This is a genomic window from Albidovulum sp., from assembly GCF_049646345.1.
Lineage (GTDB): Bacteria > Pseudomonadota > Alphaproteobacteria > Rhodobacterales > Rhodobacteraceae > Albidovulum.
Genome location: NZ_JBARVQ010000298.1, coordinates 1 through 15,720, shown reverse-complemented (window position 1 = coordinate 15,720; position 15,720 = coordinate 1). Strand labels below are relative to the sequence as shown.

The 15,720-nt window shown below is 60.6% G+C and carries 18 protein-coding genes; 11 read left to right on the top strand and 7 right to left on the bottom strand.

Features of this window, described 5'->3' with window-relative positions:
• Nucleotides 1-39 precede the first annotated feature (39 nt).
• The 8 genes from WBB85_RS07550 (at nt 40) to WBB85_RS07515 (ending at nt 7,703) form a co-directional block, all read left to right on the top strand.
• Nucleotides 40-1,380, top strand: a complete 1,341-nt coding sequence (locus WBB85_RS07550) for a mechanosensitive ion channel family protein (RefSeq protein WP_432638012.1) — start codon at nt 40-42, stop codon at nt 1,378-1,380.
• Nucleotides 1,377-2,084, top strand: coding sequence for a glutathione S-transferase family protein (locus WBB85_RS07545; RefSeq protein ID WP_432638011.1), 708 nt, complete (start codon nt 1,377-1,379; stop codon nt 2,082-2,084). The genes WBB85_RS07550 and WBB85_RS07545 overlap by 4 nt, the downstream gene beginning before the upstream one ends.
• A 190-nt stretch (nt 2,085-2,274) precedes the next feature.
• Nucleotides 2,275-2,643 (top strand): ribosome silencing factor, encoded by a 369-nt coding sequence (gene rsfS, locus WBB85_RS07540; RefSeq protein ID WP_432638010.1) that lies wholly within the window; start codon nt 2,275-2,277, stop codon nt 2,641-2,643.
• A complete protein-coding gene (gene rlmH, locus WBB85_RS07535) occupies nt 2,643-3,113 on the top strand; it encodes a 23S rRNA (pseudouridine(1915)-N(3))-methyltransferase RlmH (RefSeq protein WP_432638009.1) in 471 nt (156 codons plus the stop codon). Before rsfS ends, rlmH begins: the two co-directional genes overlap by 1 nt.
• A gap of 113 nt (nt 3,114-3,226) precedes the next feature.
• A complete protein-coding gene (gpmI, locus tag WBB85_RS07530) occupies nt 3,227-4,750 on the top strand; it encodes a 2,3-bisphosphoglycerate-independent phosphoglycerate mutase (protein ID WP_432638008.1) in 1,524 nt (507 codons plus the stop codon).
• Nucleotides 4,747-5,880, top strand: coding sequence for a murein hydrolase activator EnvC family protein (locus WBB85_RS07525; RefSeq protein ID WP_432638007.1), 1,134 nt, complete (start codon nt 4,747-4,749; stop codon nt 5,878-5,880). Before gpmI ends, WBB85_RS07525 begins: the two co-directional genes overlap by 4 nt.
• Before the next feature lie 18 nt (nt 5,881-5,898).
• Entirely contained in the window at nt 5,899-7,221 is a 1,323-nt protein-coding gene (locus WBB85_RS07520) for a S41 family peptidase (RefSeq protein WP_432638006.1), read from the top strand.
• Complete coding sequence (locus WBB85_RS07515) at nt 7,218-7,703, top strand: RNA pyrophosphohydrolase (protein WP_432638005.1); 486 nt, start codon at nt 7,218-7,220, stop codon at nt 7,701-7,703. The genes WBB85_RS07520 and WBB85_RS07515 overlap by 4 nt, the downstream gene beginning before the upstream one ends.
• 266 nt (nt 7,704-7,969) lie before the next feature.
• On the opposite strand, the gene WBB85_RS07510 is transcribed toward WBB85_RS07515, so the two are convergent.
• Both WBB85_RS07510 and ahcY read right to left on the bottom strand, forming a co-directional pair.
• Complete coding sequence (locus WBB85_RS07510) at nt 7,970-8,311, bottom strand: DUF2853 family protein (RefSeq protein ID WP_432638004.1); 342 nt, start codon at nt 8,309-8,311, stop codon at nt 7,970-7,972.
• Nucleotides 8,312-8,498: 187 nt separating this feature from the next.
• Entirely contained in the window at nt 8,499-9,893 is a 1,395-nt protein-coding gene (gene ahcY, locus WBB85_RS07505) for an adenosylhomocysteinase (RefSeq protein ID WP_432638003.1), read from the bottom strand.
• Nucleotides 9,894-10,193: 300 nt separating this feature from the next.
• Here ahcY and WBB85_RS07500 point away from each other — a divergent pair, with 300 nt between their 5' ends.
• Nucleotides 10,194-10,799 (top strand): hypothetical protein, encoded by a 606-nt coding sequence (locus WBB85_RS07500; protein ID WP_432638002.1) that lies wholly within the window; start codon nt 10,194-10,196, stop codon nt 10,797-10,799.
• Here the strand turns inward: WBB85_RS07500 and WBB85_RS07495 are convergent.
• The gene (locus tag WBB85_RS07495; protein ID WP_432638001.1) at nt 10,788-11,003 is read right to left on the bottom strand and encodes a DUF1127 domain-containing protein; all 216 of its coding nucleotides are present in this window, start codon (nt 11,001-11,003) and stop codon (nt 10,788-10,790) included. The two genes, WBB85_RS07500 and WBB85_RS07495, sit on opposite strands and share 12 nt — an antisense overlap.
• Before the next feature lie 96 nt (nt 11,004-11,099).
• On the opposite strand from WBB85_RS07495, the gene WBB85_RS07490 reads away from it, so the two are divergent.
• The gene (locus WBB85_RS07490) at nt 11,100-11,975 is read left to right on the top strand and encodes a LysR family transcriptional regulator (RefSeq protein WP_432638000.1); all 876 of its coding nucleotides are present in this window, start codon (nt 11,100-11,102) and stop codon (nt 11,973-11,975) included.
• Here the strand turns inward: WBB85_RS07490 and WBB85_RS07485 are convergent.
• Together WBB85_RS07485 and WBB85_RS07480 are read right to left on the bottom strand one after the other, a co-directional pair.
• Nucleotides 11,972-12,286 carry an H-NS family nucleoid-associated regulatory protein gene (locus WBB85_RS07485; protein ID WP_432637999.1) on the bottom strand — a complete coding sequence of 105 codons (315 nt, stop codon included), beginning with the start codon at nt 12,284-12,286 and terminating at the stop codon, nt 11,972-11,974. The two genes, WBB85_RS07490 and WBB85_RS07485, sit on opposite strands and share 4 nt — an antisense overlap.
• Before the next feature lie 93 nt (nt 12,287-12,379).
• Entirely contained in the window at nt 12,380-12,934 is a 555-nt protein-coding gene (locus WBB85_RS07480; protein ID WP_432637998.1) for an ActR/PrrA/RegA family redox response regulator transcription factor, read from the bottom strand.
• Nucleotides 12,935-13,126: 192 nt separating this feature from the next.
• On the opposite strand from WBB85_RS07480, the gene WBB85_RS07475 reads away from it, so the two are divergent.
• Nucleotides 13,127-14,158, top strand: coding sequence for a LacI family DNA-binding transcriptional regulator (locus tag WBB85_RS07475; protein WP_432637997.1), 1,032 nt, complete (start codon nt 13,127-13,129; stop codon nt 14,156-14,158).
• A 57-nt stretch (nt 14,159-14,215) separates the two neighbouring features.
• Here WBB85_RS07475 and cobF read toward each other — a convergent pair whose 3' ends face one another.
• Both cobF and WBB85_RS07465 read right to left on the bottom strand, forming a co-directional pair.
• Nucleotides 14,216-14,968 (bottom strand): precorrin-6A synthase (deacetylating), encoded by a 753-nt coding sequence (gene cobF / locus WBB85_RS07470; RefSeq protein ID WP_432637996.1) that lies wholly within the window; start codon nt 14,966-14,968, stop codon nt 14,216-14,218.
• Nucleotides 14,969-15,039: 71 nt separating this feature from the next.
• Nucleotides 15,040-15,720 (bottom strand): CbtA family protein (locus WBB85_RS07465; protein WP_432637995.1); only part of this gene is annotated, 681 nt, incomplete at its 5' end.

The following is a 15,720-nucleotide window of genomic DNA, read 5'->3' as shown; positions in this document are numbered from 1 at the left end:
CCTTTGTTGCTGTCACAAAGTAAAAAATGGCGGGGGCATATGGACGGCGAAATCGACACCATCGTCACCGGGCTGAATGAGCTTTGGACCGCGATCAAGCTGAACCTCCGGCTTTTGTCGCTGCCGAACCAGCTTGGCCAGCTGGCCGCCATTCTGGTCTGTTTCGTTCTGGCATGGCTTCTGGCCCGTCGCTTCGGACCGAAATTCGGTGACTGGATCCGCGATCTGGAAGGGCGGCCGAAATGGCAACTGCGCTGGCTGATCGCGCTACGCAACCGGATGCAGCTTGCCTTTTTCGCAGTGCTTGCCTGGTTGGCCTCCAGCGGTTTTGCCTATGTCTATACGTTCCCATCGCGCCGCTATCTGGTAGCGCTGGCGGCCACGATAGCCACCGCGTGGTTCTTCATCCGCATCGCCGCGCAACTGATCAAGAACCGGTTCCTGCGGCGGATCGTGATCTGGGGGCTGACGGTCTATGCCACGCTCTACTATGTCGGCCTGCTGGACGAGGCGACGCGGTTCCTTGACGGGGTGGCCATCGAATTCGGCGATTTCCGCCTGACCCTGCTCGCGATCCTGAAGGCGGTGCTTGTCACCGGAATGTTGTTCTTCGGCGCGCGGCTGATCGCCGGTACAGCGGCCAAGCGGATCAGCAAGAATGAGGACATCAGCCCGTCGATGCGGGTCCTGACGGTCAAGTTCCTGCAGGTGGCACTTTATTCGTCAGCCTTCTTCATCGGCTTGAAGGCGGTCGGATTTGACCTAACCGGCCTTGCTGTTCTTTCCGGTGCCATCGGTGTCGGCCTTGGCTTTGGCCTGCAAAAGGTCGTCTCCAACCTCGTCTCGGGCGTGATCATCCTGCTCGACAAATCGGTAAAGCCGGGCGATGTGATCTCACTCGGTGACACCTTCGGCTGGATCGAGGCTTTGGGCGCGCGTTATGTCAGCGTCGTCACGCGGGACGGCAAGGAATACCTTATCCCGAATGAGGACCTGATCACCGGGCAGGTGGTGAACTGGTCGCATTCCAACCAGTTCGTGCGGCTCGATATCTTCTTCGGCACCGCTTACGGCGACGACCCCCACAAGGTCCGCAAGATCGCAATCGAGGCGGCGCAAAGTGTGGACCGTGTGCTCAGCTTCAAGCCGCCGGTCTGTCACATCACCGGCTTTGGCGACAGTTCGGTCGATTATATCCTGCGCTTCTGGATCACCGATCCAACGGGCGGGCTAACCAATATCCGCGGTAATGTCTATCTCGCACTCTGGGATGCGTTCCACGAACACGGCATCTCCATCCCCTTCCCGCAGCGCGAGGTCAAGGTTCTGGGCGGCACGATGCCGTCGCCCGTCAAGGACGCGGAGGCACAGGCGGAATGATTACTTTTTACGGAACCGGTCCGGCTTTTGGTCTGCCCCATGCCAGTCCCTTCGCGATCAAGACCGAAGTGCTCTTGAAAATGTCCGGGGTGGAGTACCGATCTGCCCGCGCCGATATCCGCAAGGCGCCGCGCGGCAAGCTGCCCTGGATCGACGACGGCGGAAAGATCGTCACCGACAGCCGGATGATCCGCCACCACCTTGAAACCGTGCATGGCGCCGATTTTTCGGGCGGCTACGACAGAGAACCGCAGGGTATCGGCCTTGCTGTCGAACGCTTGTGCGAGGACCACCTTTATTGGATCAATGTCGACAATCGCTGGCTGCGGCCCGAGAATTTCGCCAGGGGTCCGGTGCATTTCTTCAAGCAGGTGCCCGCACTCATTCGCCCCATGGTCAAGGCGCGGATACTTTCACGACTGCGCGCGGCGCTTTACGGGCAAGGGACTGGACGGCTGGAACCCGAAGAAAAGCGGCATCTCGTCGGCCTCGGGGTGAATGCTGTCGCCGACATCATGGGGGACAACGCCTATCTGCTCGGCCCGCGCCCTGCAGGCGCGGATGCTACGGTTTATGGTTTTCTTGCCAGTCTCGAAAGCCCGTTCTTTGACACGCCCTATGGCGAAATGGTACGGGCACGCCCCAACCTGACCGCCTATCTGGCGCGGATGAGGTCAGAGTATTTCCCTGACCATAGCGTATAGGGCGGTCTTCACCCGACCTGTTTGCCGAAGATGAGCGCAGGAAACGCGCCTCATTGAGATTTTACAAACGCGATGTTACTTTAGCCGCATGCCCGGCGTCGGGGCGAGGGAACGGCGCGCAACCCAGGAGGACAATGTCCTGTTTCAGACTGCAAAGGCGGCGCGTTCCGATGCCGCAGGGCCGGTGCCGATGACGGCGAAGCCTGCCGAGGTCCAGAGCGACGAATTACTCGCGCGGATCCTTACCTCTCTCGACGACGACAAGGCCGAGGACGTGGTGGTCATTGACCTACGCGGCCGCTCTTCCGTTGCCGATCATATGGTCATCTGTTCGGGCCGTTCCTCGCGCCAGGTTGGTGCAATCGCTGAAAAGCTGGTCGACCGGCTGAAGCAGGAGTATGGCCGGGCTTGCAAGATCGAGGGCAAGGAACAGGGCGACTGGGTGCTGATCGATGCCTCCGATGTGGTGGTTCATGTCTTCCGTCCCGAAGTGCGTGAATTCTACCAGCTCGAAAAGATGTGGATGCCCGCCAGCGGGGCCGAAACCCGCAAGATCTGATGCGGGTCCATATCTGCGCCGTGGGGCGGCTCCGTGCCGGGCCTGAACGCGCGCTGATCGACGATTACCTGATGCGGTTTGACCGGACGGGCCGGGCCTTGGGCCTCGGCCCGGTTTCCGTTCACGAGGTCGAGGACAAGAAGGGCGGCGGCATGGCTGCCGAAGCGGTCTTGCTTGAGCGCGCGATCCCTGCAGGAGCGCTCCTCGCGGTGATGGATGAACGCGGACGCACAATGTCCTCGCCCGATTTCGCCGGGATGCTTGCCCGCTGGCGCGATGCCGGGCGGCAGGATGTGGCCTTCGTGATTGGAGGCGCAGACGGGATCGCACCGGACCTGCGGGACGCGGCTGACCAGTCAATATCCTTCGGCGCAATGGTCTGGCCGCATATGCTGGTGCGGGTGATGCTGTCCGAACAGCTCTACCGGGCGGCATCCATCCTTGCGGGCGCGCCCTATCATCGGGTTTGAGACACGAATTTTCGCCGAAAATTCGATGATTTTTCTGCGAAAAATCGTGGCTGGTTGCTCCGCCCGGCAGGCCGGTTTAGATGAAGGTCGTCAGAACCCGCCGGGATAAGAAAATGACCGCTCCGAAACCCGTTGTCCTTTGTATCCTTGACGGGTGGGGCCTGCGCGCCGAGACCGCTGGCAATGCGGTAGCCCAGGCCCGCAAACCAGCCTTCGACCGCATCATGGCGACCTGCCCGAATGCCAGCCTCGTGACGCATGGGCCGGATGTCGGCCTGCCCTCGGGCCAGATGGGCAATTCCGAGGTCGGCCATACTAATATCGGTGCGGGCAGGGTCGTGGCGATGGATCTTGGCCAGATCGACCTTGCGATTGAGGACCGGTCGTTTTTCTCGAATGCCGCGATTTCCGCGTTCATCCAGACACTCAAGGCCGATGGCGGCACTGCGCATCTGATGGGCGTAATCTCGGACGGCGGCGTGCACGGCCATATCGACCATGTCATTGCTGCCTGCGAGATGATCGCGGGCGCAGGTGTGCCGGTTGCGCTCCACGCCGTCACCGATGGTCGCGACGTTGCGCCGAAATCGGCGGACAGCTTTGCCGCCGATCTGCAAGCGCGTCTGCCTGACGGTGCCCGGGTTGCGACGCTGACAGGGCGTTATTTCGCGATGGACCGTGACAATCGCTGGGATCGGGTGGAGCGCGCCTATGCCGCGATGGTCGGGGCCAAGGGGCTGCCGGCTGCATCGGCGACCGACGCGGTCGCAGCCGCCTACAGTCGTGGCGAAACCGACGAATTCATACTGCCCACGGTGATCGGCGACTATGAAGGTGCCAAGGATGGCGACGGCTTTTTCTGTCTCAATTTCCGCGCCGATCGGGCGCGGGAAATCCTGCTGGCGGTCGGCGAGGATGATTTCACCAGCTTCGACCGGGGCCATCGCCCGCATTGGGCGGCCCTACTCGGCATGGTCGATTATTCGAAAATCCACGACGCCTTCATGGCCGCAGCCTACCCGAAACGCCCCGTGATCAACACGCTCGGCGCATGGGTCGCGGCACATGGACTGAAACAGTTCCGCCTGGCCGAAACCGAAAAGTACCCCCATGTCACCTTCTTCCTGAACGGCGGCAGTGAGGAACCCGAGAAGGGCGAGGACCGCTACATGGCACCCTCACCCAAAGTCGCGACCTATGATCTGCAACCTGAAATGTCCGCTGGGGAAGTCAGCGACACATTCGTCGAGGCCATCGGCAAGGGCTATGACCTGATCGTGGTGAACTACGCCAATCCTGACATGGTGGGCCATACAGGCAATCTATCCGCCGCCATAAGGGCGGTCGAAGAGGTCGACCGGGGGCTTGGCCGTGCCGTCGCGGCGCTTGAACAGGCCGGGGGCGCGATGATCGTCACCGCTGATCACGGCAATTGCGAGATGATGATCGATCCCGAAACCGGCGGGCCGCACACCGCCCATACGACCAATCCCGTGCCCGTGATCCTGGTTGGAGGGCCGGAAGGGACGGAGCTTCGTTCTGGTCGTCTTGCCGATCTTGCCCCGACATTGCTGGATCTTTTGGGTCTGACCCCGCCCGAAGAAATGACCGGGCGTTCGCTGATCGAGCGGGAATGAAAGCGGCCGCCTTCCTTTTCCTGCTCCTGCTCGGCTTTGCCCCGGCTGCCGGGGCGCAGGACCCGGCAAGCCCCGCGGCCGAAAGCGCCGCAGACGCCCTGCGCGAGGCTATTGATTCTCTGGAGCAGGCAGAGGGATCGCGTGACCGGGTGGCGGCGCTGACCCATACGGTCCGCGCCTATGAGGCAGGTCTTGCCGGTTTGCGCGACGCTTTGCGGCGCGCACTTGCCCGCGAAGCCGAAATCATCGCCGAACTGGATGGACAGCGTGATCGTATCGGGCAGGTGCTGGGCGCGATGGCGGTACTGCAGCGTATCGGGGAACCGGTGATCCTCCTGCACCCCGACGGACCGCTTGAAACGGCGCGCGCGGGAATGATCCTTGCGGCAACCACACCAGCGCTGGAGGCCGAGGCCACCGCCTTGCAGGAACAGATCGACGAAATCCGGCGGTTGCGCGCCCTGCAGGGCGAAACGACCGCGATGCTGCAAAAAGGGCTGACCGCCGCGCAGGACGCGCGCACCGCTTTGTCAAAAGCCATTCAGGATCGGACCGACCTGCCGCGGCGCTTCCTTGAAGACCCCGAGGAACTGACAGCTTTGCTCGCCAGCGCCGACAGTCTCGATGCCTTCGCCAAGGGGCTGGCGGATATGGAAACCGATATCGGCGCGCCGATGGAGGATTTCGAGGGCGCGAAGGGCACATTGCCGCTGCCCGTTCAGGGCAGATTGCTGCGCCGCGCGGGTCAGGCCGATGCGGCGGGCATTGTCCGCCCCGGCCTTCTTTTCGCGACAGAACCCGCTGCGCTGGTCACCCTGCCCTGGCCCGCCACGATCCGCTACCGGGGGCCACTTCTGGACTACGGAAATGTGATGATCGCCGAACCTGCTTCCGGGTATCTTCTGGTCTTTGCTGGGCTGGCGACGGTCTACGGCGAAACCGGCGATGTGCTGGACGCCGGGGCGCCAATCGGCCTGATGGGCGGTGATATGGGCATGGGAACGGCAAATACCGGCCAAACCGAAGAAGGCGGTGGCGCAGGACGCGCGGAAACGCTTTATATAGAGTTGAGACAGGGCGAAGCGCCCGTGGACCCGGCCCCGTGGTTCACCGAGACAAGGGATGACTGACCGATGAGGAAATACGTGATGGCCGCTCTGGGCGGCACGCTCGCCAGCATCGTGCTGACGACGCAGGTGGCCGGACCGCTGGTCGCGCAAGAGGCCGACAAGGCGACGGTCTACGAACAGCTCGACCTTTTCGGCGACATCTTTGAACGCATCCGTGGCCAGTATGTGGAAGAGGTCGATGAGGGCAAGCTGATCGAAGCTGCGATCAACGGCATGCTTACCTCGCTTGATCCGCATTCAAGCTATCTTGCGCCCGATGCCTTCGACGACATGCGCGTACAGACGCGCGGTGAGTTCGGCGGCCTCGGTATCGAAGTCACGCAGGAAGAAGGCTTCATCAAGGTCGTCTCGCCCATCGACGGGACACCCGCTTTCGACGCGGGCGTTCAGGCGGGGGATTTCATCACCCATGTTGACGGCGAAAGCGTTCTGGGGCTGACCCTTGACGATGCGGTCGACAAGATGCGCGGGCCGGTCGGGTCCGAGATCATCATCACTATTGTCCGTGAAGGCGCGGAAGAACCCTTTGACCTGTCGATCATCCGCGACACGATCAAGCTGACCGCTGCGCGCGTGCGCATGGAAGGCGATACCGTCGTTCTGCGTGTCACCACGTTCAACGACCAGACCTATGACAATATGGCCGACGGCCTGAAGAAGGCCGTGGAAGACGCGGGCGGCATGGACAAGGTCAACGGCTTCGTCCTTGATCTGCGCAACAACCCCGGCGGACTTCTGACCCAGGCAATCGAAGTGTCCGACGCCTTCCTTGACAAGGGTGAGATCGTCTCGACCCGGGGCCGCAACCCGCAGGATAGCGAAAGGTTCAATGCCGAACCGGGCGATCTGGCCGAAGGCAAGCCGATGGTCGTGCTGATCAACGGCGGCTCTGCCTCGGCGTCAGAGATTGTCACCGGCGCCCTGCAGGACCACCGGCGCGCGATCATCGTCGGCACCAAGAGCTTCGGCAAAGGCTCGGTCCAGACAGTGATCCCGCTGCGCGGCGAAGGCGGGGCGATGCGGCTGACCACGGCGCGGTACTACACGCCCTCGGGCCGCTCGATCCAGGCTCTGGGTATTTCGCCCGATATCGTCGTTGCACAGCCGCGACCGACCCCCAAAGAAGAGGGTGAGGACGACGCCGCTGCCAAGCGCGGGCGGTCAGAGGCCGATCTGCGCGGGGCGATCTCCAACGACTCGATGACCGAAGACGAAAAGCGCGTCCTCGAAGCGGAGCAGGAGAAAGCGGAAGAGGCGGCGAAGCTGCGTGAGGACGACTACCAGCTGGCCTATGCGATCGACATCCTCAAGGGCCTTTCGGCCATCGCTGCGGCGGAATGACTGACGGGGACGGCTCGGACCTGCCCTACCGGCCCTGCGTCGGCGTCATGCTGATCAATGACGCAGGGCTGATCTTTGCCGGGCAGCGGCGCGACAGCGAGGTCGCTGCCTGGCAGATGCCGCAGGGCGGTATCGACAAAGGCGAAAAACCACGTGTGGCGGCGCTGCGGGAACTTGGCGAAGAAACCGGCGTCACGCCGGACCTGGTTGAATTCGTCGCGAAGTCGCCTGACTGGCTGACCTATGACCTGCCACCCGATCTGGTCGGCAAGGTCTGGGGTGGCAAATATCGCGGACAGAAACAACGCTGGTTCCTGTTCCGCTTCACGGGACAGGATGATCAGATCGACATCGAGACCGAACATCCCGAATTCTCGGAATGGCGCTGGATCGGGGCCGATGAGATGCTTGACGCGATCGTACCGTTCAAGCGCGAGGTTTATAGCGAAGTCGTATCCGCGTTTCGGGCTCATCTTGCCTGACCGGCGGATACGTGATGGCGTGGTTGCGCCCCCCCGGTTTCACGATACCGTAAAATACAAAGGGTCCCGGCCACCCAACCGGGACCCTTTGCCACCCCACGTGCTCCCTTCGCACCACGCGTGAAACTGAAAAGGTCTCGGCCGTACTGGCCTTGTTGAGATCAAGCTACGCCCCCGGATCGATTCCCGCAAGCAAAGCTTGTCTGCAATTCCCTTCAAAATCAGCGAGTTATGAAAACACGTCGTTAACAGGCGTCAAGCGGATGTTAACTGTAGACTGCTTCCTTGCCGAAATGCTTGACCAGCATGTAATAGACCACTGCACGGTACTTGTTGCGCTCGGACCGGCCATAGGTGTCGATCACGGAATTGATCGCGGCCATGAGTTGCGGGCCATCCGCAAGGCCGAGCTTTTTGATGAGGAAGTTGTTCTTCACCGTCTCAAGCTCGCTTTCCTGCCCGGCGGCGACGGTCGACGCATCTGCATCGTAGATCGACGGACCGCAGCCGATCGTCACCTTGGTCAGGAGCGCCATATCCGGCGTCATGCCGCATTTGCCTTTCAGATCGTCTGCGTATTTCGCAATCAGTTCATCTCTTTTTCCCACAAGTCCCTCCACAGATACAATTTGGGTCATAAAAAAGCAGGCAGCCCCCCGGGCAATCCCACCGGGCCGAAGTTAACGACAAATCGGCCCGCCAGGTAAAGAAAAACCCGACGGGCCGACATGTCTCGGGGAATTATCGCCGACTATTCCCATTCGGCGGCGGGCAATCCGCCACCGGGACCGGGGATCAGTAGCGGTAATGGTCCGATTTATAGGGTCCGGCCACTGCCACGCCGATATAATCGGCCTGATCTGGGCGCAGCTCTGTCAGTTTCACGCCGATTTTCGCCAGATGCAGACGGGCGACTTTTTCGTCGAGATGCTTGGGCAGGATATAGACGCCGGGCTTGTATTCCTCACCCTTGGTCCAAAGCTCGATCTGCGCCAGAACCTGGTTTGTGAATGACGCCGACATCACAAAGCTGGGGTGACCGGTCCCGTTGCCAAGGTTCAGAAGGCGGCCTTCGGACAAGAGGATGATCCGCGCGCCCGAGGGCATTTCGATCATGTCCACCTGGTCCTTGATGTTGGTCCATTTGTGGTTCTTCAGGCTGGCCACCTGAATTTCATTGTCGAAATGGCCGATATTGCCGACGATCGCCATGTCCTTCATCGCGCGCATATGCTCGATCCGGATCACGTCCTTGTTGCCGGTGGTGGTAATGAAGACATCGGCGCTGCCGATGACATCCTCCAGAACGACAACCTCAAACCCGTCCATCGCAGCCTGAAGCGCACAGATCGGGTCGACTTCGGTCACTTTCACCCGCGCACCAGCGCCCTGAAGCGAGGCCGCCGAGCCCTTGCCGACATCGCCGTAACCGCAGACAACTGCGACCTTGCCGGCCAACATCGTATCGGTGGCGCGACGGATACCGTCCACCAGCGATTCCTTGCAGCCGTATTTGTTGTCGAACTTCGACTTGGTGACCGAATCGTTCACGTTGATCGCGGGGAAGGGCAGCAGGCCTTTCTTGTGCAGATCATAAAGTCGGTGAACGCCGGTGGTGGTTTCCTCGGAAACGCCCTTGATCGCCTCGCGCTGCTTGGTGAACCAGCCGGGGGTTTCGGCCAGCCGCTTCCTGATCTGGTTGAAGAGGCAGACCTCTTCGTCGCTGGTCGGGGTTTCGATCAGCGCGGTTTCGCCTGCTTCGACCCGGGCCCCGATCAGGATGTACAGCGTCGCATCGCCGCCATCGTCGAGGATCATGTTGCAAAGACCGCCCTCGAACTGAAAGATCTTGTCAGTGTAAGACCAGTAATCCTCAAGCGTTTCGCCCTTGATGGCAAAGACCGGCACACCGCTTTCGGCAATTGCGGCGGCGGCGTGATCCTGGGTCGAGAAGATATTGCAGGAGGCCCAGCGCACATCGGCGCCAAGAGCGGTGAGCGTTTCGATGAGAACCGCGGTCTGCACGGTCATGTGCAGGCTGCCTGCGATCCGCGCGCCCTTCAGCGGCTTGGCCTCGCCAAATTCTTCCCGAAGCGCCATCAGGCCCGGCATTTCGGTTTCGGCGATGTCCAATTCCTTGCGCCCGTATCCGGCAAGATTGATATCTTTGACAATGTAATCCTTCGGCATGCGCCGCACTCCTTTAAAATTCGTGTTGCCGGTCAGATAGCATTGCCGTGCCAAAGCAGCAATCACACATGCGCCAAGCCGGTCGATACAGAATTTTTTTGCTGGATTGCGGGTGGATTGTCGATGTCTGCAAGACTTACCAGGTTACCCGCTCGCCGCCGGGCTCGGCAGAACCGCCCGTAAGGTTTCGGTTGCTGCTTGTTACGGATATGGGCAAATCCGCCCGTGATGCTATTAACACCGTGACACGTCTGCGCGATCCTTCGCGAGCCCACGGAATAGACAACGGAACATCCGATCATGCCCCCCAAACAACCCCGTGCCTGGCAACGCATGCTTTCCGGCCGACGGCTGGACCTTCTCGACCCGACGCCGATGGATATCGAGATTGAGGATATCGCCCACGGCCTTGCCTTCGTCGCGCGATGGAACGGGCAAACCGTAGGAGACTGGCCCTATTCGGTCGCAGAGCATTCGCTGCTGGTCGAGGATCTGTTCACCCGCGCCAATCCCGGGCTCGCCCCCCGTTGGCGTCTGGCCGCCCTTTTGCACGATGCGCCGGAATATGTGATCGGCGACATGATCAGCCCGGTGAAGGCCGCTGTCGGCCCGGGCTATGGCGCGCTGGATCAGCGACTGACGGCCGCTATCCACATCCGGTTCGGACTGCCTGCGGAATTGCCGGTTGAGATAAAGAAGAAGGTCAAGCTGGCGGATCGGATCTCGGCCTGGCTTGAGGCGGTTCAGATCGCGGGCTTTACCCGCGCCGAGGCTGACAAATTCTTCGGCGCCCCACGCGATGCCGCTTTTGCCGCACTGAAAATCGTGCCGCGCGCACCTGCCGACGTGCGCGCGGCGTTTGTTGCAAGACATACCGAACTCATGACGGCAAACCTACCGGGGTGACCAGCGCCAGATCGGTGTGGTCTGATCTTCACCATGGTCGTCCGGGTCAAGCCCGATATCGCGCAACAGATGAGCGTTGAGATCCGGCAGGTCCGCACGCATCCGGCGCAGACTTTCCTTTCGGTCGGGCGTAACCGGCGTCTGGCGTTTCACCGGATTCTGGAAAGTGGCGATGCTGATCATGTCTGCAATGGTGGCTAACATTTGTTTTCTCCGATTGACTTTGATATCGCCAAGATATGCGTGTTATGGCTAGTATGAGAGTCAGAAGGATTTCCAATATGTTAGTAGAAATTACATATGACCGAAATCGACTGGCTGCACTATCCGCCGCTACCGGCACTCCGCGCGTTTGAGGCCACGGTCCGTCTTGGCGGCTTCAGCGCCGCGGGCCGTGCGCTGAATGTGACCCATGCAGCCGTCGCCCAGCAGGTGCGTGCCCTTGAAGCGCATCTGGGGCTTTCGCTGGTCCATCGCGATGGTCGGGGCCTGGCCTTCACCACCGAAGGCCTGCAGCTTGCGCAAGCGCTCAACGAAGGGTTCGGCACGATACAGACAGTGCTTGAAATGCTCAGGACCGGAGGTGAGGACCGTCCGGTGGCCGTGACAATCACGCCGACCTTCGCGACCAACTGGCTGATGCCCCGGCTCGGGCAGTTCTGGGACCGACACCCAAACGTTCCGATTTCACTCCGCCCCGATGCGAAGGTGCTCGACCTCAGGCGCGACGGGATCGACCTTGGCATCCGTTTTGGATTGGGTGAATGGCGCGGGGTGGACGCCGACTATCTGACATCTGCGCGCTACGTCGTCGTGGGCGCGCCGCAAATCGCAGACGGGGCGATAAGCACCGATGGCATGGCACGACTGCCGTGGGTGCTGGAACCCAACTGGCCCGAGCAAAGGAACTGGATCGAGTGCTGTCTGGGGCTGGACCCCGCGGCGTTGAATATTGCCGAATTCGCCAGTGAGGAACTGGCCCTGTCAGCCGCGCGCCAAGGCTATGGCCTGCACATCACCAGTGCGGCATTGATTGAAGAAGATCTGAAATCGGGGGCTTTGCAGGTGTTATTCGATTCCGCCGAAGCAAACCCCGGCTATTACATCGTGACACCGCCCGGGCCGATCCGAAAACCGGCCCGGTTATTCATCCGCTGGCTGAAAGAGAGCGTTTAGATCGCGAGATCTTCAAGCGCCTTTCCGGCTTTTAGCGCGGCATCAACCCAGCGCGGCTTGCGCCCGCGCCCGGTCCAGGTCTGCGATTTATCAGCGGGGTTGGCGTATTTCGGCTTGGCGGGTTTTCTTTTCTTTGCGCCAGCCGCACCAACCAGATCATTGAGCGAGAAGCCAAGCGCCTTTGCTTTTTCTTCAACGACGGAAAGCGCTTCACGCTTCTTCCGCTCCTCGAAGCCCTCAATATGACGTGCAACCTGTTTTTGCAGCTCTTTTAGTTCCTTCATGGACATCGCGTTCAGGTCGATTTTCACAGCTTCGGTCCTTATTTGGAGTATTATACCTGCCAAATATCGGTCGAGGCAGTGAATTGGCAAGTGGTGCTGCGCGTTTTTTAGCTTACGCCTCTATTTTGGGCTTCTTTTAGCAAGAATTCGCTGAAGGGTACGGCGATGCATACTCAATCGTCGCGCCGTTTCGGATATATTGCGGTCGCATTGCTCGTAAACACGTTGGATATGTTCCCACCTGACACGATCGGCTGACATCGGGTTTTCGGGCGGAGGCGGAAGAAGATCTCCCCGTGCCAGAAGCGCGTTCATTACATCATCGGCATCGGCTGGTTTTGACAGATAATCCACAGCGCCGATTTTTACCGCAGCAACGGCCGTCGCAATAGCGCCATACCCTGTCAGAATAACAACTTTGCAGTCGGGGCGCCGGTCCTTGAGAACTTCAACGACATCAAGACCGTTGCCATCCCCCAGACGCAGGTCCACGACGGCAAAAGCGGGCGGGCGCGCCTGCGCCCTGGCTTTGCCTTCGGCAACACTTTCAGCCGTTTCCGTTTCAAAGCCGCGTTTCTCCATCGCCCGCGCGAGCCGGTTAACGAAAGGGCCATCATCGTCGACCAAAAGCAATGTCCGGTCAGCACCCAGTTCGGCGACATCATCTTCGGCCATGGAATTCCCTTTCAGCGGATTTACAATGGTTCTAAGCTGTTGGCCGACGAGGGTCAATTTACGGCTGCAGACCAACCCGGGTTCGGGCACCTGCACCTCTGCGCCGATTGGTGATCGCTACGGCGCGCGTTTACTTGGACAAGCCGATTCATTACGGCTAATCAATAGGTAGAAATCATTCCGGGGGATCTTGTGAGCAGCGGCAATCCGTCTGACACACGAAAAGCATTGACTTTACGTGATGTTTCCGAGGCCTCCGGCGTTTCCGAAATGACCGTCAGTCGCGTTTTGCGTAACCGGGGGGATGTATCCCCGGCCACACGGGAACGGGTGCTGGAGGCAGCCAAGCGCCTTGGCTACGTACCGAACAAGATTGCGGGCGCGCTGGCATCGCAGCGTGTCAATCTGGTCGCGGTAATCGTGCCGTCGCTGTCCAATCTCGTGTTTCCGGATGTCCTCAGCGGCATCTCTGTCGAGTTGGAAGAAACCGGATTGCAGCCCGTTTTCGGTGTGACGAACTATTCGGCCGAACGCGAAGAGGCGGTCCTCTACGAGATGCTTTCCTGGCGTCCGACCGGCGTGATTGTCGCGGGTCTTGAACATACCGACGCGGCGCGGGCGATGCTGGAAAACGCGGGCATTCCGATTGTCGAGATCATGGATGTCGACGGGACGCCGGTGGATTCCGTCGTCGGCATTTCGCACAAACGCGCAGGGCTTGAGATGGCCCGTGCGATTATCAAGGCTGGTTATCGCAAGATCGGGTTTCTCGGAACGAAGATGCCCTTTGACCACCGGGCACGGAAACGGATGGAGGGGTTTGAAGCCGGGCTGGCGGAGGCCGGTATCGAGCTGGCCGATACCGAGTTCTATTCCGGCGGCTCGGCGCTCCTCAAGGGGCGTGAGATGACTGAGGCCATGCTGGCGCGCAGCCCCGATCTGGACTTCCTCTACTACTCGAATGACATGATCGGCGCGGGCGGATTAATGTGGTGTCTGGCGCAGGGAATTGACGTTCCGGGACAGATCGGCCTTGCGGGGTTCAATGGCGTTGATCTTCTGGATGGCTTGCCGCGTAAACTGGCGACCATGGATGCCTGTCGACACGAAATTGGACGTCGGGCCGCTGCTATTGTTGCAGGACGGTCTGAGAGTGGCTTGGTCGGAGGTGAACGGGTGGAGCTGACACCGGTACTCGAACCGGGCGATACGATCCGCGCATAGAGATATTCAAATTTTCTTCGAAAATTTGGCGATTTTTCGAAGAAAAATCGTGGCTGCTCAGGCCCGGCGCAGGATGTAGATATCCATGATCCAGCCATGACTGGCCCGCGCCTCGCCCCGGGTGACAATGATCCTGTCCGCCATCTCCTCCAGCGGCCCAGACAGAGTGATCTCTTCCTCCATGCCGACATAAGCGCCCCACCAGATCATCACGCCTTTCGGGTCGATTGACTGGAACGCGCATTCGCCATCCAGCATGATCGCAAGCGTATTCGCACCTGCGGGCCAACCCTGCTCGCGCAATTTCCGTCCGGTTGTGACGGTAAAGGGTGCCCCGATTTCGTTGATTGGAATCGCATGGGCGGCGGTCAGGGCCTGAAGCGAGGTGATGCCGGGGATCACCGTCATCTGCATCGGCAGGGCCCGGTCGACACGCGCGGCGATACGCAGCGTGCTGTCATAGAGCGAGGGGTCCCCCCAGACCAGAAGTGCGACACGTCCGGACATGCCAATCTCAGCGCGGATCGTATCGGTCCAAACAGTCGCGATGGCGTCGTGCCAGGAATCCACCCGGGTCTTGTAGTCGGCAATCGCAGGGTTACGCACTGGCAGGTCGAACTCGGCAAACCGTGTCGCCGGGTTCGTTACTACATCGGCGCAGATCGACCGCCTGAGGCTTGCCAGATCCTCCTTCGCCTTGCCCTTTCGCGGAATCAGAATAAGATCGGCCGAATTCAGCGCCTTGACCGCCTGAAGCGTCAGGTGATCGGGGTTGCCGGTCCCGATGCCGATAAGAAGAAGCTCGATCATGATCCCTCAGATGGCAGAAGGCCCCGCGCGAGTCCATCGCGCAGGACCAGCATTGAGTTTGTCGGCAGGGCTCAGTCCGCGCCCCGCGCCCAGAACCGACCGGCCAGCCAGCCCATAACCGCCCAGACCACCAGACCGACGCCGAGCACACGGGCCGAGAAAGTCGCAGCGACCTCAGGCGGCGCCGTACCAAAGAACTCACCCAGTTCTGGCGCGCCAATGACATGGGGGGCGGCAAGAAGTGCACCCGCGACCACCCAGGCCACCAGGTTGCGGCCATAGGCCAGCAGGGCAAGGCCGGTTCCCGTCGCAAAGACGGTACCCCACCACCAGATCTGCCGCGCGCCAAGATCGGCGGCAAGGGTGCCCGGCAGTTCCGGTGCAAGGCCCATGGCCGGGGCAAATTGAAAGGCGACAAAGCCGCCGATCCCCCAGAGGATACCGTCCTCAACCCGGATCCTGCGACCGAAATGCTCGGCCAGCGCAAAGCCTGCGACCAGTATCAGGCCATAGCCCGCATAGATCAGCCCTGTGAAAAGGACCGTGAGCGCATTCCTCGAAAGGGCGGAATCTGTCCCGTCGTCTGAATGATCATGTGCCGCATCCTCCGCGCCATGATCGTGGCTGTGGCCCGCCGTCTCCGACACTTCGCCAGACCCCGCGAAATGCACCAGCGCACCGGTTTCATATTTCTCGCCCAGAAGGATCAGCTCCTGCACGAAAGCGAAATGCAGCAGGGCGCCAATCAACCC

Coding starts and splice junctions, on each gene's coding strand:
- WBB85_RS07550 (WP_432638012.1), top strand. CDS start 40: ATGGACGGCGAAATCGACACCATCGTCACCGGGCTGAATGAGCTTTGG.
- WBB85_RS07545 (WP_432638011.1), top strand. CDS start 1,377: ATGATTACTTTTTACGGAACCGGTCCGGCTTTTGGTCTGCCCCATGCC.
- rsfS (WP_432638010.1), top strand. CDS start 2,275: ATGACGGCGAAGCCTGCCGAGGTCCAGAGCGACGAATTACTCGCGCGG.
- rlmH (WP_432638009.1), top strand. CDS start 2,643: ATGCGGGTCCATATCTGCGCCGTGGGGCGGCTCCGTGCCGGGCCTGAA.
- gpmI (WP_432638008.1), top strand. CDS start 3,227: ATGACCGCTCCGAAACCCGTTGTCCTTTGTATCCTTGACGGGTGGGGC.
- WBB85_RS07525 (WP_432638007.1), top strand. CDS start 4,747: ATGAAAGCGGCCGCCTTCCTTTTCCTGCTCCTGCTCGGCTTTGCCCCG.
- WBB85_RS07520 (WP_432638006.1), top strand. CDS start 5,899: ATGGCCGCTCTGGGCGGCACGCTCGCCAGCATCGTGCTGACGACGCAG.
- WBB85_RS07515 (WP_432638005.1), top strand. CDS start 7,218: ATGACTGACGGGGACGGCTCGGACCTGCCCTACCGGCCCTGCGTCGGC.
- ahcY (WP_432638003.1), bottom strand. CDS start 9,893: ATGCCGAAGGATTACATTGTCAAAGATATCAATCTTGCCGGATACGGG.
- WBB85_RS07500 (WP_432638002.1), top strand. CDS start 10,194: ATGCCCCCCAAACAACCCCGTGCCTGGCAACGCATGCTTTCCGGCCGA.
- WBB85_RS07495 (WP_432638001.1), bottom strand. CDS start 11,003: ATGTTAGCCACCATTGCAGACATGATCAGCATCGCCACTTTCCAGAAT.
- WBB85_RS07490 (WP_432638000.1), top strand. CDS start 11,100: ATGACCGAAATCGACTGGCTGCACTATCCGCCGCTACCGGCACTCCGC.
- WBB85_RS07480 (WP_432637998.1), bottom strand. CDS start 12,934: ATGGCCGAAGATGATGTCGCCGAACTGGGTGCTGACCGGACATTGCTT.
- cobF (WP_432637996.1), bottom strand. CDS start 14,968: ATGATCGAGCTTCTTCTTATCGGCATCGGGACCGGCAACCCCGATCAC.